The organism is Pontibacter chitinilyticus (genome assembly GCF_039748935.1).
Classification (GTDB): Bacteria; Bacteroidota; Bacteroidia; order Cytophagales; family Hymenobacteraceae; genus Pontibacter; species Pontibacter chitinilyticus.
In genome coordinates this window covers 127,848-143,011 of sequence record NZ_JBDIZJ010000007.1, presented here as the reverse complement: position 1 = coordinate 143,011, position 15,164 = coordinate 127,848, and the positions used below count along the sequence as shown (strand labels likewise).

The 15,164-nt window shown below is 49.2% G+C and carries 16 protein-coding genes; 9 read left to right on the top strand and 7 right to left on the bottom strand.

The features are described 5' to 3' along the window. Positions 1–294 precede the first annotated feature (294 nt). From ABDW72_RS12500 to ABDW72_RS12480, 5 genes are all read left to right on the top strand, one after another. A complete protein-coding gene (locus ABDW72_RS12500) occupies positions 295–1,119 on the top strand; it encodes a rhomboid family intramembrane serine protease (RefSeq protein WP_347158906.1) in 825 nt (274 codons plus the stop codon). A 377-nt stretch (positions 1,120–1,496) separates the two neighbouring features. After that, entirely contained in the window at positions 1,497–4,673 is a 3,177-nt protein-coding gene (locus ABDW72_RS12495; protein WP_347158905.1) for a S41 family peptidase, read from the top strand. A gap of 409 nt (positions 4,674–5,082) precedes the next feature. Beyond that, positions 5,083–5,583: an RlpA-like double-psi beta-barrel domain-containing protein gene (locus ABDW72_RS12490; protein ID WP_347158904.1), complete on the top strand. Its 501-nt coding sequence runs from the start codon at positions 5,083–5,085 to the stop codon at positions 5,581–5,583. A gap of 104 nt (positions 5,584–5,687) precedes the next feature. Next, positions 5,688–6,536 (top strand): potassium channel family protein, encoded by an 849-nt coding sequence (locus tag ABDW72_RS12485; RefSeq protein WP_347158903.1) that lies wholly within the window; start codon positions 5,688–5,690, stop codon positions 6,534–6,536. A gap of 54 nt (positions 6,537–6,590) precedes the next feature. Next, positions 6,591–7,154, top strand: coding sequence for an HD domain-containing protein (locus ABDW72_RS12480; protein WP_347158902.1), 564 nt, complete (start codon positions 6,591–6,593; stop codon positions 7,152–7,154). 70 nt (positions 7,155–7,224) lie between these two features. On the opposite strand, the gene ABDW72_RS12475 is transcribed toward ABDW72_RS12480, so the two are convergent. From ABDW72_RS12475 to ABDW72_RS12465, 3 genes are all read right to left on the bottom strand, one after another. Continuing rightward, a complete protein-coding gene (locus ABDW72_RS12475; RefSeq protein ID WP_347158901.1) occupies positions 7,225–7,416 on the bottom strand; it encodes a hypothetical protein in 192 nt (63 codons plus the stop codon). Positions 7,417–7,581: 165 nt separating this feature from the next. Beyond that, a complete protein-coding gene (locus ABDW72_RS12470; protein ID WP_347158900.1) occupies positions 7,582–8,025 on the bottom strand; it encodes a DUF4890 domain-containing protein in 444 nt (147 codons plus the stop codon). Positions 8,026–8,135: 110 nt separating this feature from the next. Next, entirely contained in the window at positions 8,136–9,185 is a 1,050-nt protein-coding gene (locus tag ABDW72_RS12465; RefSeq protein WP_347158899.1) for a nucleoid-associated protein, read from the bottom strand. Positions 9,186–9,424: 239 nt separating this feature from the next. Here ABDW72_RS12465 and ABDW72_RS12460 point away from each other — a divergent pair, with 239 nt between their 5' ends. Continuing rightward, complete coding sequence (locus tag ABDW72_RS12460) at positions 9,425–10,162, top strand: porin family protein (RefSeq protein WP_347158898.1); 738 nt, start codon at positions 9,425–9,427, stop codon at positions 10,160–10,162. A 172-nt stretch (positions 10,163–10,334) separates the two neighbouring features. Here the strand turns inward: ABDW72_RS12460 and ABDW72_RS12455 are convergent, their stop codons facing one another. Continuing rightward, the gene (locus tag ABDW72_RS12455) at positions 10,335–10,970 is read right to left on the bottom strand and encodes a hypothetical protein (RefSeq protein WP_347158897.1); all 636 of its coding nucleotides are present in this window, start codon (positions 10,968–10,970) and stop codon (positions 10,335–10,337) included. A 262-nt stretch (positions 10,971–11,232) separates the two neighbouring features. Between ABDW72_RS12455 and ABDW72_RS12450 the strand changes: the two genes are divergently transcribed. Continuing rightward, positions 11,233–12,240: an alpha/beta fold hydrolase gene (locus tag ABDW72_RS12450; protein ID WP_347158896.1), complete on the top strand. Its 1,008-nt coding sequence runs from the start codon at positions 11,233–11,235 to the stop codon at positions 12,238–12,240. Positions 12,241–12,261: 21 nt separating this feature from the next. On the opposite strand, the gene ABDW72_RS12445 is transcribed toward ABDW72_RS12450, so the two are convergent. Continuing rightward, positions 12,262–12,483: a hypothetical protein gene (locus ABDW72_RS12445; protein WP_347158895.1), complete on the bottom strand. Its 222-nt coding sequence runs from the start codon at positions 12,481–12,483 to the stop codon at positions 12,262–12,264. Between the two features lie 319 nt (positions 12,484–12,802). Between ABDW72_RS12445 and ABDW72_RS12440 the strand changes: the two genes are divergently transcribed. Then, positions 12,803–13,174, top strand: a complete 372-nt coding sequence (locus ABDW72_RS12440) for a hypothetical protein (RefSeq protein WP_347158894.1) — start codon at positions 12,803–12,805, stop codon at positions 13,172–13,174. A 119-nt stretch (positions 13,175–13,293) separates the two neighbouring features. Here ABDW72_RS12440 and ABDW72_RS12435 read toward each other — a convergent pair whose 3' ends face one another. Next, the gene (locus ABDW72_RS12435; protein ID WP_347158893.1) at positions 13,294–13,686 is read right to left on the bottom strand and encodes a hypothetical protein; all 393 of its coding nucleotides are present in this window, start codon (positions 13,684–13,686) and stop codon (positions 13,294–13,296) included. A gap of 437 nt (positions 13,687–14,123) precedes the next feature. Between ABDW72_RS12435 and ABDW72_RS12430 the strand changes: the two genes are divergently transcribed. Then, positions 14,124–14,699: an AraC family transcriptional regulator gene (locus ABDW72_RS12430; protein ID WP_347158892.1), complete on the top strand. Its 576-nt coding sequence runs from the start codon at positions 14,124–14,126 to the stop codon at positions 14,697–14,699. 55 nt (positions 14,700–14,754) lie between these two features. On the opposite strand, the gene ABDW72_RS12425 is transcribed toward ABDW72_RS12430, so the two are convergent. After that, positions 14,755–15,159 carry a response regulator gene (locus ABDW72_RS12425; RefSeq protein WP_347158891.1) on the bottom strand — a complete coding sequence of 135 codons (405 nt, stop codon included), beginning with the start codon at positions 15,157–15,159 and terminating at the stop codon, positions 14,755–14,757. Between the last annotated feature and the right edge of the window lie 5 nt (positions 15,160–15,164).

The following is a 15,164-nucleotide window of genomic DNA, read 5'->3' as shown; positions in this document are numbered from 1 at the left end:
CAGCACCTGCTGCTGTGTTGCCGCTGGCCGGTGAACGTATCCTTATAGTAGTTCCGCTGCCATTTGTTTCAGGAAGTATACATGCATGCTACAACAGCACAAACAGTTCCGGCCCTGCGTGCAAGCCCTGTAGTATGATAAGTGATCAGGTATTGTTTTTGTTCATTAAAAATACCTCTTCCGGCTGCGGCCCTGCCGGGATCACTGACTGCAATCGGGCCTAAAATCGTATATTTGGCAGCGGTTTAAGTGCTGACCGGCACACTGTACAGCAGCACGCTACAAACAGAACACATGGCACGGAGCACAGCAGATTATTACCAGGACACGATAACGGAGGAGAACGACCTGTTTGCCTATAGCTTTTTGCCCGGCATACTGTTTGTCGCCCTGTTATGGCTCATCAGCCTGCTCACGTACCTCACGCATGCCAACCTGGTGTGGTTGGGCGTGCTGCCGCGCAACTTCTTCGGATTGGTTGGGGTGTTCACGTCTCCACTCATCCACGACGGGCTGGCGCACCTGCTTTCCAATTCCTTTCCGCTGGTGCTACTGAGTGGCTTTATCTTGTACATGCACCGGCCTGTAGCCGGACGTGTGCTGTTGCTCATCTACCTGCTCAGCGGCGTGCTGACATGGTTCATCGGGCGCCAGAACTACCACATTGGGGCTAGTGGCGTGGTGTACGGCATGGCGGGGTACCTCCTGTTCAATGGCTTGCTGCGGCGCAACCGCGGGGCAATGGCTATCTCGCTGGCAGTGCTTTTTCTGTATAGCGGCCTTTTTTACGGCCTTTTTCCTACGGAGGAACGCATTTCCTGGGAGGGGCACATTGCTGGTATACTTGCCGGATTGGTAGCAGCAGTTGCTTACGGTAACGGACAGGCAGGAGAAGCGCCACCACTTCCGGCTCCTGTTGCTCCAGATGTAGCGCAACGCCATGTGAGCAGTACCATTGGCCCGCACTACCACCACCTGCAGGTAAGTTATACAATAACTGCAGCCCCGAAACAAGCTGTCCATACTTACCGGTACGATACCGCTACAGGTGCTTTATCAGTGCCGCCTAAACCGGCAGCCGGAGCGCCTAAGTGGCGGCGGAGCTTGGGCAGGCAATAAGCCGGAAGCATGAGAGGCTTCTTTAAGTGTTGCGCTGTTTGCGAGTATGATGGTAGTTTGATCAGGCCTTAGTCCGGTAGCTCAAGGCCTATCTTTCTCCCTCACCAGCAACGCCGCTTTACAAGTATAAATGCAAACGCTGCCAGCAACGGGCTTTAACGGCACTTTATACTTATAATAGTGCAGTGGCTGATGCAGCAAGCAAATTCAGACAGGAGTTTATACTTGTTGGAGAGAACCAGACCAGATTAGAAGTAGCAGGAAGCAGGCAGGAACTTCCGGGAAATATTAAATTAAAGTATGCCTTCCGGCTGTTATAATTTGTATTTACCAGGAACATTGCCTTACTTAAATACTTCAAAAGCATTTCTTTCCTGATGATCAAGAACACTCTTCTCACACTGTTGTTAGGTGTGAGTGCTACTGCTGCCTTTGCACAGCAACAATCAGTCTATTTTGCATCTACGCCCAGCCTTACGCCCGATGCCAAAACCATTGTCTTCAGCTACGAAGGCGACCTGTGGCAGGTAGCAACCAGCGGCGGTACTGCCACCCGGCTCACGGCTATGGACGGAAATGAAACGCACCCGCGCGTATCGCCTGATGGCAAGTGGGTTGCTTTCACGGCTTCGCAGTATGGCAACGAAGATGTGTATGTGATGCCGGTAGGAGGCGGCGCTGTCAAGCAACTCACCTACCACGAAGCGGCCGATGAGGTAGACTCCTGGAGCTGGGATTCTAAATCAATCTACTTCACCTCTGACCGCTACAACCGCTATGCTTCTTTTAAAGTAAATCGTGAAGGGGGTACGCCAGAGCGCCTGTTTCCGCACTATTTTCAGACGGTGCATAACGTGATCGAGCGCCCCGGCACTGGTGAGATCTTTTTTGATGAGAGCTGGGAGAGCAAATTGTTTGTACAGCGCAAAGGCTACAAAGGCGCCTACAACCCGGATGTGCAATCTTACAACCTGAAAACCGGCGAGTACAAGCACTACACCACCTATGAGGGCAAAGACTTTTGGGTAACCATCGACAGCAAGGGAAACTTATACTTTGTGTCGGATGAAGCGAATGGCGAGTATAACCTCTATACATTCAAAGACGGGAAAAAGACGCAGCTCACCAGCTTCGGCACCTCTGTGAAGTGGCCGCAGGTAAGCGCCAACGGCGAAAAAGTGGTGTTCGAGAAGGACTACCAACTGTATACCTATGATGTGGCCTCCGGCAAAGCGCAGCAGGTGCCGGTCAGCGCCTTCAGTAACAACACCCTGGAGAAAGAGAAAGACTTTGAAGTAGCCGGTAATATAACAGACTTTGCTGTCGCTGCCGATAATAAAAAACTGGCGTTTGTGTCAAGAGGGCGGCTGTTTGTGTCGGATATAAAGGGAAAGTTTGTGCACCAGCTGCCTACCCGCTCTGCCGAGAGCGTGCGGGAAGTAAAGTGGTTACCCGATAACAAACGCGTGCTTTACAGCCAGACGGTGAATGGCTACTACAACTGGTTTGTGCAGGCCGCGGACGGCAGCTCACCGGAAAAGCAACTGACCAACGAGCAGCAGAATAACCGCCTGCTGGTACTGAGCAAAGACGGGAACCAGGGCGTATACTACAGCGGCCGCAACCAGCTGAAGCTTATTGACCTACATACCCTTGAAACGAAAACATTGCTGCAGGACGAGTTCTGGGCCTTGCAAAATGCTCGCCCTTCCTTTTCGCCGGACGGGCAGTACGTGGTATTTACCGCCTACCGCAATTTTGAGCAGGACATATTCATCCACCAACTCAGCAGCGACAAAACCTACAACCTCACCAACACCGGTGTTACCGAAACCGATCCGTTCTGGTCGCCGGATGGAAAGTACATCTACTTTACAACCGACCGCACCAGCCCGAGCTACCCCTATGGCATGAAGGACCCGGACATTTACCGCCTGGCCCTGCATAAACTCGACGAGCCTTATCGCTCCGACAAGTATGATGCGCTGTTTAAAGACGAGCCGAAAGCTGAAGAACCGAAAGACAGCAAAGGCAAAAAAGAAAAGAAGAAAAAGGAGGAGCCGAAAACACAGCAGCCCTTAATTACGCTGGACCTGACTGACCTGCAGTACCGCTGGGAGCAGGTAGCGGAAAACTTTGGTAGCCAGGGAAGCCCTTATGTGCTGCAGAAGGACGATAAGACTATCTTGCTCTTCGCCTCAGACCATGTAGACGGCAAGGGTAACCTGTATACTTATACTACCAGCCCCTTTGAAGACCCAAAAACTGAAAAAATTGCCGGGGCAGAGGCCGGAACCGTGGATTTTGCCACAGCCGACGGCAGCAATTACCTGCTCGTAAAAGGCAACCTCTATACGCTGAACCTGGACAACAATAAAACTGAAAAGATAGATATCTCTCATACTTTCCGGAAGAACCTGAAGGACGAGTTTAACCAGATGTTTTATGAAGTATGGGCCGGCATGGAAGAGAACTATTATGACGAGAACTTCCATGGCGTAGACTGGAAAAAGAAGCGGGAGGAGTATGCTAAGCTGTTGCCTTACCTTAACAACCGGACCGACCTGCGGGTGCTGCTCAACGACCTGCTGGGCGAACTGAACTCCTCGCACATGGGCTTTACCTCCAATGGGAATGAGGAGAAGTCATACTATAAAACCCGTTCGCTGGCTACCGGCCTTTTGTTTGAGGAAGATAAGCCGTACCAGGTCAGAGAGGTTGTGGCCAAAGGACCTGTGGCTGCTGCCGGTAGTAATGTGCTGCCAGGTGATGTGCTGGTGAAGGTAGACGGACACCCGGTAGATCCGCAGCAGAACCGTGAGGCATACTTTGTTAAGCCCTCGTTGCTGGAGGAAATGGAGCTGACTTTTACACGGAATGGGAAGGAGTTTAGCGTGAAAGTGCATCCCGAGATCTATGGCAACGAGCGCACGGAGCTTTACGATGAATGGGTGGAAAACAACCAGAAGTATGTGGATGAGGCTTCAGGTAAAAAGATTGCATACGTGCACATGAAAGCCATGGGCACCCAGGATCTGGAGCATTTCCTGATCGAGATGACGTCTGAAGCTTACCAGCGCGATGCACTTATTCTGGACCTGCGCTACAACACCGGCGGCAACGTGCACGATGATGTTTTGCGTTTCCTGGCACAAAAGCCTTATTTGCAGTGGAAGTATCGTGGCGGCGCCCTTACCAGCCAACCTAACTTTACGCCCTCGGCCGGACAGATCGTGCTGCTGGTAAACGAGCAAACGCTAAGTGATGGCGAGATGGCTGCTTCGGGTTTCAAGCAACTGGGACTCGGCAAAATCATTGGCACAGATACGTACCGCTGGATCATCTTCACGTCCGGTAAGTCACTGGTGGATGGGTCTTTTTACCGCCTGCCTTCGTGGGGGTGCTATACCCTGGATGGAAAGGACATAGAAAAGACGGGTGTTACACCGGATATTTACATCAAAACGACCTTTAAAGACCGGCTAGAGAACAAAGACCCGCAACTGGAGCGTGCCGTACAAGAGATCCTGATCACGCAGCAAACACGGCGGTAAAAGATAAGGCTTATAAACAACAGCGGGTCCGGCTAACTTAGCCGGACCCGCTGTTGTTTATAAGCATTTCTATGGCTTGAAGCACACTTGGGCCGCTATATTGTCTATAGGTGTGAGCTGTACAGTTAACACCTCAATAAATCCACATACCCTTGCAAGTTGCTCAAAACAGAACGCTGGTAAACGTGTTTAGGATATATATTGCTTCTAATTGGATAATTTTAATTGGATTAAAGTATTAGACTACTAAAATAAAGTTTTATTAAATATATGAATAATTATAAGGTTGGTGTTTAGGGTCAAATGTTGCCTTAACTCCTTAATAGCCGGTTAAATAAAACCATTCTAAAGTTACATCGTTAAAGCGGGTTATTGTTTTAAAATCGATGTTTCACGAAATGGATTTCTTATGTTTAGGTACAAAATACTGGCAGCGGTGCTATCTGTTCTGGTGGCTTTCGCTGACGAGTTTACCCAAGTAAATGCAGAGTCCCCCGCACCGAAAATCGAAAAAGTAGCTTACCACTGGCCGCCACAGGATACCAGCAAACCAACGATACAAACTGAGCCCACCCCTGAAACGCTCACTGTTTCAGCTTCTGTTTACTTTCCGGTGCCCAATCAAACTGACTCTACGCCGTACACGACCGCCGACGGCTCTCACATCAACAAGCGGAACCCTAAAAAGCAGCGCTGGATTGCTGTTTCACGCGATTTACACAGCCGTTGGGGCGGTGAGATCAGCTACGGCGATTCGCTGTGGGTAACCGGCATCTCCGATGAACTGGATGGGGTGTATGTTGTACGCGACCTGATGAACCAACGCATCCGCAACCGAATCGACATTCTGGTAGGCCCTAAGGACCGTGTGATGGGATTCTGGGATAATGTGCAAATCGCTAAGCTATAGCTAGGTATTGATCGTTGCCAAACGAACTGTCCGTTAAGCCGTACCTACTGCAACGGAGGGACTTCTGCCAGGTGGCGGACTGCCCGTAAGCGAGCATAACAGGTATGGCAAAAAAACATCCGCATCAGGAAGTGATCCGGCAGCAACTAAACCGGGAGCGCAACAAGCTACTAAACCGGATAGAAAATGTACTGGAAGGCCCCATGGTGGTACTTGGCTTCATTTGGCTGGTACTGCTGGTGGTAGAGCTAATCTGGGGCCTGAGCCCCTTGCTGCAGTTTTGCAGCTCCTTTATCTGGATTGCCTTTATCCTTGATTTTATTCTGAAGTTCGTGCTGGCACCGCAGAAATTAGTGTTTCTGCGCAAAAACGTGCTCACGATCATTTCGCTGGCAGTACCCGCTCTGCGCTTGTTCCGCGTAACACGCCTTTTCCGGGTCATGCGCTCGGTACGGGCAGTGCGGGGCTTGCGGCTGGTAAAAGTGATCGGCTCCATCAACCGGGGCATGCGCAGCCTGGGCAAAGCCATGCAGCGCCGGGCCTTTGGCTACATGATGGGCCTGACGCTGGTCGTAACCACTGCCGGCGCAGCAGGCATGTATGCTTTTGAAAACGAGCAGGGGCTTAAAACTTATGGCGACGCCCTTTGGTGGACAGTGATGCTGCTCACCTCTATTGGAAGCGATTACTTCCCGGTGACAGCAGAAGGACGCATGCTGTGCCTGCTGCTGGCGCTCTATGGTTTTGCCGTATTCGGCTATTTTACGGCAACGCTGGCCACGTTCTTTATTGGGCGTGATGCAGAAAGCAAGGACGCAGAAATTGTAGGTGCCAAGCAGGTAAGCGCCCTGGAGCAGGAAATCAAAATGCTTCGGGCTGAACTGCAGGCTGTGTTGCAACAGCTGCCACCCGTTAACACGCCCCCCGAAAACAGACCTCCACCGCAAGTATAAAGTTTTGACGACAGGCGGACTTTGGCTATTTTTAAGGGAAGAAAACGATAAGTTATGACACGAGAAGAAGCCCGGAAAATACTACGCAGCATGACCACCGGCGACAGCCTGCTGCGCCATGCGCGCACCGTGGAACTGGTGATGGAAGCCTATGCCCGCAAGCTGGGAACAGATGAAAATGAATGGGCTATTGCCGGCCTGCTACACGACGCTGATTACGAGGCTTACCCGGAGCAGCACCCGCACGTAATTGTAAACCTGCTTTGCGAGCGGGGAGAGGAGGAGGTGGCACATGCCATCTCGGCGCACTATACCCACTGGGGCGTTGCGTATGACTCGCTGCTGGATAAAGCGCTGCTGGCCTGCGATGAGCTGACTGGATTTATTGTGGCCTGCGCCCAGGTGCGGCCTCAGCGGCTGGAAGGATTAGAGGTGAAATCAGTACTGAAGAAGCTGAATCAGAAAAGCTTTGCCGCCTCCGTAGATCGGGACGAAGTGCGCATCGGGGCTGAGCTATTTGGCGTAGACATGCAGGAGCACATTGCCTTTATCATACAAGTGCTGCAACAGCACCAGGCAGAGTTGCAGTTACAGCCACAGGCAAGCTCCCAGTCATAAAAGCACAAGTACAATACATCGTAGAGGAACAGTTGAACTTCAATTTTCCGGAGAGTTGATCTTTGTGCAGTTACATACTATAGTCGCGGAGCACATCGAAAGCCTCCTTGTCATTGCGGGCTTCTACCACTTCGTTTATTACAAACTGGATCTCCTGCTCGGTCCAGTTTTCTTTTTCAGCGGCTTTTACAAACTGGTCTAAAGCGGCAAAGCGGGAGCCTTGCTGCGGAAGCGTTGCTTTTACTTTTTTTCTGATACGCATGGTGTGATCATTTCCTGCAAAGGTATAAAACCATGCGAAACGGCAAATGTGCTTTGCCTGCTCTTTTCTGAAGCTATTTTCATAACGGGTAGTTACATTGTGAAAGAGCAGGTAGGAGCACACCGTTCTAAAGCAGAAAAGCATGGCCCCGGCCATGCTTTTCTGTTAGTAACTCTCCTGGTTTAGCGGGCTGCGCTGCCGTGCTTCAGGGTTGCTTTGGGCTTCCTGCGGTACGCCCATTTTTTCTTCGCGGCGTTGCTGGTATTGCTGAAACTGCAATGGCGTTAATATATCCTTTATTTGCGACAGCCGGGTTTCGCTGATGATGTCCATCTGGGCCACCATCCGGCGCGGGTTATTTTTATACTTCTGTTTGGCGACCTCGGCATTTTGCATACTTGTCAGGTTCACAGCACGCAGCTTGGCTTCCTGCTCGGGTGCCAGGCGCAGGTTCCGGACCATGCTGGCCGTAATCGCATCTGCCCGCTGCGCAATGGAAGAAGCCGGCTGTGTTGCCGCTTTGGCTGGGGGCTGTTGTGTGCTGCTGGTCTGTGCGAAAGAGGCAGTAGCAGTAAAGGCAATAAGTATAGCAAAGACTACTTTTTTCATGTCCTGATGTTTGTTGCTTGAGTTTCAGAAACAATTATCGTTCCTGGTTTATACTTGGATGCAAATTTCTCTAACAGTGGCGCTGCGTGTATAGTTTCGGGTGATAAACGTTAGCTCTCGCTGTAAAAGTATACTTTGTAGAAGTGCATGTTGCGCTCCTTATCGAAGCCGCGCTCCACAAATTGCTCGCTCTGCTCAGGGTTGTGGCCGTTGAACTTGATTTCGATCTGCGTATCCAGCTTGATGAAGTTGCGGAACTTGCGCTTCATATTACGCACGGTATTTTTGTTGATGGCAAAGTCTGTGAAGCCCTCGATGTCACGCTCTTCGGCAAAGGCCTGGCTGTAATCTTTAAAGCGCTCCTTCGTCTCAGGCTCATCGATTACGCTGCTCGTGAACTCCTCCAGGTCAAACATTTCGCTCTTAGAAAAATAATCCACAGAACGGCTGATGAACTCTACCTGGGCCTTTTTACTGTCTGTTTTGGCAAATACCTCTTCCGAAAAATCTTTGCACAGGTTCAAAACCGCTTTTGTGTTAAAGTTCGTATCCTTCAGCTCCGTCACGTTCAGGAAATCCTCTTTCCAGAATACCGCATCGGAACTGTTGGCGTCCACCATCTTTACCCGGAAACCATTTTCGGCCTCCACATTAAAGATCATGCAGCCTTTGTCTACGCTCTTCAGGTTCACACCAAAATGGTAGTTCACGTTCAAGTCGTCATCCGCATCCTGAAAAGTAAGAAAGGTGTCTTTGTTTTCGGATTTAAAGATGCCGATCGCATCTACCACAGCATCTGCCATCACACAGCCACTGAAGTATACCACGTACAATTCGCCGCTCTTCACCTTTGGGTGGTCCGACTGCTCATATAGGTGATGCAGGATGTGAATCGAATATTCATAGAATTTTTCCGGCTCAGTGAAGATGAGGGCCGCATAAGCAAACATCTCGTTCAGGGCCAGATCCGAGGTATGGGTGAAACGGAAAAACTCCTCCTGCTTAAACGGCGACAGAAAATACTGCAGCAGTAAATCAGACAATGCCTCGTCGCGCAGGTCTACCAGTTCCTTTGCGATCACTACGCCTTCCTCCTTCGCTTTATTGCCTACCCGGTGTACGGCTACCTTCTTTAGGCGTACCTGCATTTTCTCGTTCATCTTGCTTGTTTTGTGCGGGGCAAAGGTAAGGATTTATGTGCTTCCAAAATGTAAATCTATACTTGCAGAAAGCGGCTAAATACGTCCTGTAAATTTTATTTACTTGGTTGTTAGGTGCTTGCGATGTAAAGAGGAAGAGTGTGTAGGAATAGGAAAAGAATCTGGCACGGTTTTTCTATCTATCTGTTTAAAGCAGCGCAGCTTCTAGTTTGGTTTTAATTATCTAAAGGACAGAAATCATGAAGAAGATATTTTTACTTATCGCCATTGTATTGGGCCTGTTGGCTACCAAGGTGAACGCGCAGCAGCGACAAACCAAGTATGGCAACAATGTACGGGTATATCATAACAGAAGTAACACGCAAGCCAGCCCGGTGCGCTTCGGCATTAGGGCCGGCGGCAACCTGGCGCAGTGGGAAGGAGAGACCATGAACAGTGCACAGGACCTGCTGGACGTAACTGACGGCTCTGTGAAAAAACAAATGCGGGAAGGTTTCCATATCGGCGGTTACGTAACCATACCGGTTATCCAGGGCTTTGAAATTGAGCCGGGGCTGCAGTATTCACAAAAAGGTACGAAGCTTACAGGCAAGGTGCCTATCGAAGCGGTAGACTTCCTGAACACCAATGTCACCATCACGAACAAAGCAGAATACATCGATCTGCCGGTGCTGGCGCGGGTATACGTGGGCGAAGGCTTCAACATCTTTGCCGGTCCGCAGGTGTCATACCTGGTTTCTAACAAAGTAAAGGCAGAGGCGGGTGCGCTGGGCTTTAACGCCCTGAACAAAGAATGGAATATGAACAGCGGCTTTCGCCAGGTGGATGTGGCTGTAACTGGTGGACTTGGTTACCGCTTCACGAACGGCTTTAACGTTAGTGCCGGTTACGACTATGGCCTGAGCACGGTGGATGCCAACGGCAGCTTTGATACCTATAACCGTGTGGTGAAAGCCTCTTTAGGCTACACGTTCTAACGGTTTGTGTTAATTGTTTGGTCAATTGAAGGCCGGTCTGCTCCTGTGGGCCGGTCTTTTTTTTCCCTCCTCAAAACAAAAAGCCTCGGCGTCCAGAGTGGGTTGACGAGGCTTTTTGTTTTCTGGCTGCTTGTTCAGCGGAGCAGCAGGAATAGCTATCTTAAAGTATAAATTATGATCTTTTGTAAGGGAATTTTTTGGAAGAATTGCGCATCAATGCATTTGTCAGCGATTGCCGGCTGCTTCCTATGGAGCCGGAAGCCACGTAGTCATACTTCCACATCAGATCACCTTTGCGGCCTTCATGAATCGTAATGGTCGTGTTAATGGTGTTGGTAGATCCCCAGGCACCCACCAGCAGCCCTACGGCAATGGCGGCACCATCCGACATAGGTTTGGACATGGTTGCCTGGCCGGAGACAACAGCATCAACACCCAGCAGTTCGCAGATCTCTTCTTTTGATTTCAGCCGAAGGTCGCCGTACGCCAGGCCTGCATCGTTTAGAATGGCGTTCGTTTTGCTAACATCCTGAAAGGTAACGGTATAACGGTTTTTGCTCATTTCGCGGAGCAGGTAACCGTATACGTCGCTTTGGATACCGTAGCCGTAGTCACGCTGCTGGTCCTGTACCATGTCCGCGGTTACACCCTTCGGCAGGCGTCTGGATTCAATGGTAACATCAAACGGCAGAATGGCTACCACTTTGTGGTTGGCGCTTTCTGTTTTAAACGAAGGCGCCTGGTAAATCTGTGGTCCGCAGCTCACCAGGGTGAGGCAGACAAGGGCAAAAAGTAAAAGTTTTTTCATGGGCTAAATGTTGGTTTTCAATATGGATGTAAGATAGCTCTGAACAGGATGTAACCGCTGTCTTTCAACCGTTTGAAAGAAGAGACACAGGCGTGCAAACACGGTGTAAATATATAGTAAATTGCATATTATTCGACTTGTTATACAATAATTATCTGAAATATTTTATTGTGTTACTGCCATGCTGTGGAGCTTTCATTTTAAACCATCTACCAGACTTCGTAGTAAACCATAGTCGTTATTTATACTTTGTAAAAAGACTATGATAAGGGAGTTCAGATGCGCAATTAAGCTTATACTGTGCTTGGCCTTGTTGGTGCCCCTGCACCTGCAGGCCCAACAGAAAACAACCTATGATGCCACGCTTAGTGGGTATAAGTATCCGTTTGAAGTAAAGTATTTCGCGGTGCAGGTAGAAGGCCAGACGTATAAAATGGCCTATATGGATGTAGCGCCCGCCAGCAAAGTGCAGCATCCGCAGACAGTCATGCTCTTGCATGGCAAGAACTTTCTGGGTGCGTATTGGGAACAGACGATCAGGTTTCTGGTGGAGAATGGCTTTCGGGTAGTCGTGCCGGACCAGATCGGCTTTGGCAAATCTGACAAACCGGCTATCTACTATAACTTTCACCAGTTGGCGCAAAACACGCAGGCATTACTGCAGCACCTGGGCGTGAAGCAGGTGATGGTGGTGGGGCACTCTATGGGCGGCATGGTGGCCACACGCTTTGCTCTGATGTATCAGGAGATGACGCAGAAACTGGTGCTCGAAGATCCGATCGGTTTGGAGGATTACCGCCTCTTTGTGCCCTTCAAAACCGTGGACGAGCTGTATCAGACAGAGTTGAACAGGACCGAATCGTCGATGCGCAATTATCACCATGGCTACTATACTTCGTGGAAGCCTTCCTACGAGGAGTGGGTGCAGGTGCCGGCTGCACAGCTCCAAAGCCCGGATTATCCAAAGGTCGCTATGGCTTCAGCGCTAACGTATGCCATGATCTACCAGCAGCCGGTGGTGTATGAATTTGCGAAACTGCAGGTGCCGACGCTGGTGGTGGTAGGCAAAGCCGACAGAACCATTGTGGGTAAAGGCTACATAAAAGACAAAGCGGTAGTGCAGCAGCACGGCCAATACGAGGAGTTAGGGAAGAAAACAGCAGCGGCTATTCCGAACGCCAAACTGGTGGAGCTGGATAATATCGGGCACATCCCGCACTTGGAGGCAACACAGAAATTTCACCGGGTGCTGCTCAACTTTCTGAAGTAAAGCGCACCTGGGCAGCGCTGCTTAATGGTGATGGTGGTGATCGTTAGGTTTGCTCCTGAAGTTTGCCACAGTACCCAGCGTAAAGAACACGGCCCAGCACAAGTATAAAGCCTCAAAGTTGCGGATGTGCTTGCCCAGCAGGAAAAGTATGAGGTGCGCTACCAGCGTCATCACCAAACCTGTAGCAGCCACAAACTGATAAGAATTCATCTCCCGCGGGTCGTATATTTTGGAAAAGTTCATAGTGGGCTTTAACTGGTTAATCAAATGGCAACACAATTTCGGGTGCGGAGGTGCCGTGTTTACCTGAAAATTTTGCAAAGATAACAGAACCAGCCGCTATAGTAGTATCTCACCCGGTGCTTTTAGATGCTGCCAGCGCCTGGACCTTCTTATTCCTTAAGGCTGGCAATATATCTGCTAGCCTTTATTTGCCTCATCAGCCAATTATTTAACAAACCGGCCTTGCGCTTGTTAATTGGGTAAGAACTGCGCCTGCGTCTGGTGTTTGAACATGCCGGAAAGGAGCGCGTATAACAAATCATACTTAAACTGAAGCATCATGAGCACGAGAGAAGAAGATAAAGCGAAGATAACTGATAGACCAGATAACGTAAACAGCGATTACAACGAGCGTGTATCGAACGATAACCATCCTGACCCTTCCGCGAAACGCAACATGGGACCGGGAGGAATAACAGAACGGCCTGGTCAGAAAGACAAGTTGCAGAACCTGCATATCGGCGGAAACGAAACAACAGGCTATGGCGACAACAACAGCGAGAGCATTGAGTCTTTTGCACAGGGCCCTGGCTTTGAATACGAGGGCAGCGATACCGAGATGGATGACAAAGTGAACGGCATACGCCGGGGAAACCAGCCTTTTGGCGACGATGAAAAAGAGCCTGACGATGCAGATTACAGCCGCAGGTAGGTATAGGGTCTAAAAAGCTTAAAAGCAGGGCTTTCCAGTAACGGCAAGCCCTGCTTTTATAATGTTGAGGCGTGCAATAAAGGCCTACTTCTACAGTTGGCCTTTATTATCTTGCCACATTATGGTTTCGTATTTTCCTGCGTAAAAGCTACAAACCTGCTGCTGGCGTTCACCTCGACTTTATACGTTGCATACGCCTGCAGTTGTTTCTCATTGAGGAAGGAGAGTATTTGCTGCTCATAAGTGCTTGCAACTGCCTGCAGTTTCTCCGTTAACTGCTGCTGATCGTTTTTATAGGCTTGCATAAGGGCAAGGGTTGCGGTATAGCGTTCCCGGTTCAGCGCCTTCAGTTTAATATAGCCTAATTCGTTCAGGTGTAAAGCATTTGCCATCGTTCGGGTAATGTCAGTGCATTCCTTTTCTGCTTCTGCGGATAATTTGGGTGCATCCTGAGCAAATGAAGCGCCTGCCGCCATAAACCAGATCATTGTAACGAGTAAAATTCTTTTCATAAGGTATAAAGGTGTAAGGTTTCCGCGTGAACGGTAGAGGTTAGTTGTTAAATTAAGATTTAGCTATATTATTCATTGATGGCTAATACGCCCTTTATATAATAATGTTGTTCTAAATTTATACATTATTGATATTGTTTAAATTACTATTATCCTATCAAAGTTTAGACTGTGAGTTAAAGTGCTGGTATGGCTACAAATAGCAGTTTTATACTTATTGTGGTGTTATATAAAATATTAGAAAGTAACAATTATTGTATAAGCGCAAAATAGGGCTGAAAGGATGGAGAAAAGGGGTAATGACGTGAAGTGCAGTCTGCAGGCTACGGCAGGCTTAAGCAGAACCGTACAAAAGAAAGGAGGGTGATTCTATGTTAACTAATGCGGAAATTATTTTGTTAAAGTATAAATTGCTACCTCATACATAACGTGACAACATGTCGAACTATACCTTGCATATCCGGAACATGGTGTGTCCGCGCTGCATTAAAGTGGTAACGGAGGAACTAGAACAGCTCCGGCTGCCGATTGCGACCGTGCAGTTGGGCGAGGCTCATTTGTTGCGCCAGCCAACAGAGGCCGAACTAGATCAAATTCGGCAAGCCCTGACTACTGACGGTTTTGAACTGCTGGATAGCAAGCGGACAGAAATAGCGGAACAGATTAAGATTGCCCTCATCAGCCTGATCCGTTCAGGCAAGCTGGAGGACCTGCACATTAATATTTCTGATTACCTGGCAAATACGCTCAACAAAGATTATAACTTCCTGAGCAGCCTGTTTTCGGCAGAAGAGGGAATCACCATTGCCCGGTACGTAGTGCTCCAAAAAATAGAACGGGCGAAGGAGTTGCTAGCCTATGATGAGCTTACCCTGAGCCAGATTGCCTATCAGTTAGGGTATAGCAGCGTGGCGCACTTATCAGGGCAATTCAAGCAGGTAACGGGGCTCACGCCATCTGCTTATAAAAAAGATACGGCCCTGCTCCGCAAACCGCTGGACCAGGTACAATAGCTTTCTCCCACACAGGGCGCAGTAGCTGTTGCTCCCGTTTTGGAAGTATTTGATACTAAATAAATTCTTCTTTTATCAGGTCCAGAATCTCTGGCGAAAGCGGCTTTGAAAAGAACTCCTTTACCTCATGGTGACTTCTGGCATACTGTATGTCCTTCCGGTCAACGGCGGACGAAAGCATAAAAAGGTTACAGCGTTGTGTCAGTTCTTCCGGCAATTGCCTGTATTCTTCTATAAAAGACCAGCCATCCATGCCTGGCATATTGATGTCCAGGAAGATAAGCTCCGGGAATTTTTCGGCACAATCTTCGGCCGACTTCTTTAGAAAGTTAATTGCGTCTTCCGCATTCTCAAAACTACATACTTCCTCTGCAAACTGCTGGCTTTTAATGATGCTCTCACAGACAAAGTTGTTCACTTCATCATCATCTACAATAACTACTTTCCGCAGTATACTCATTGCTA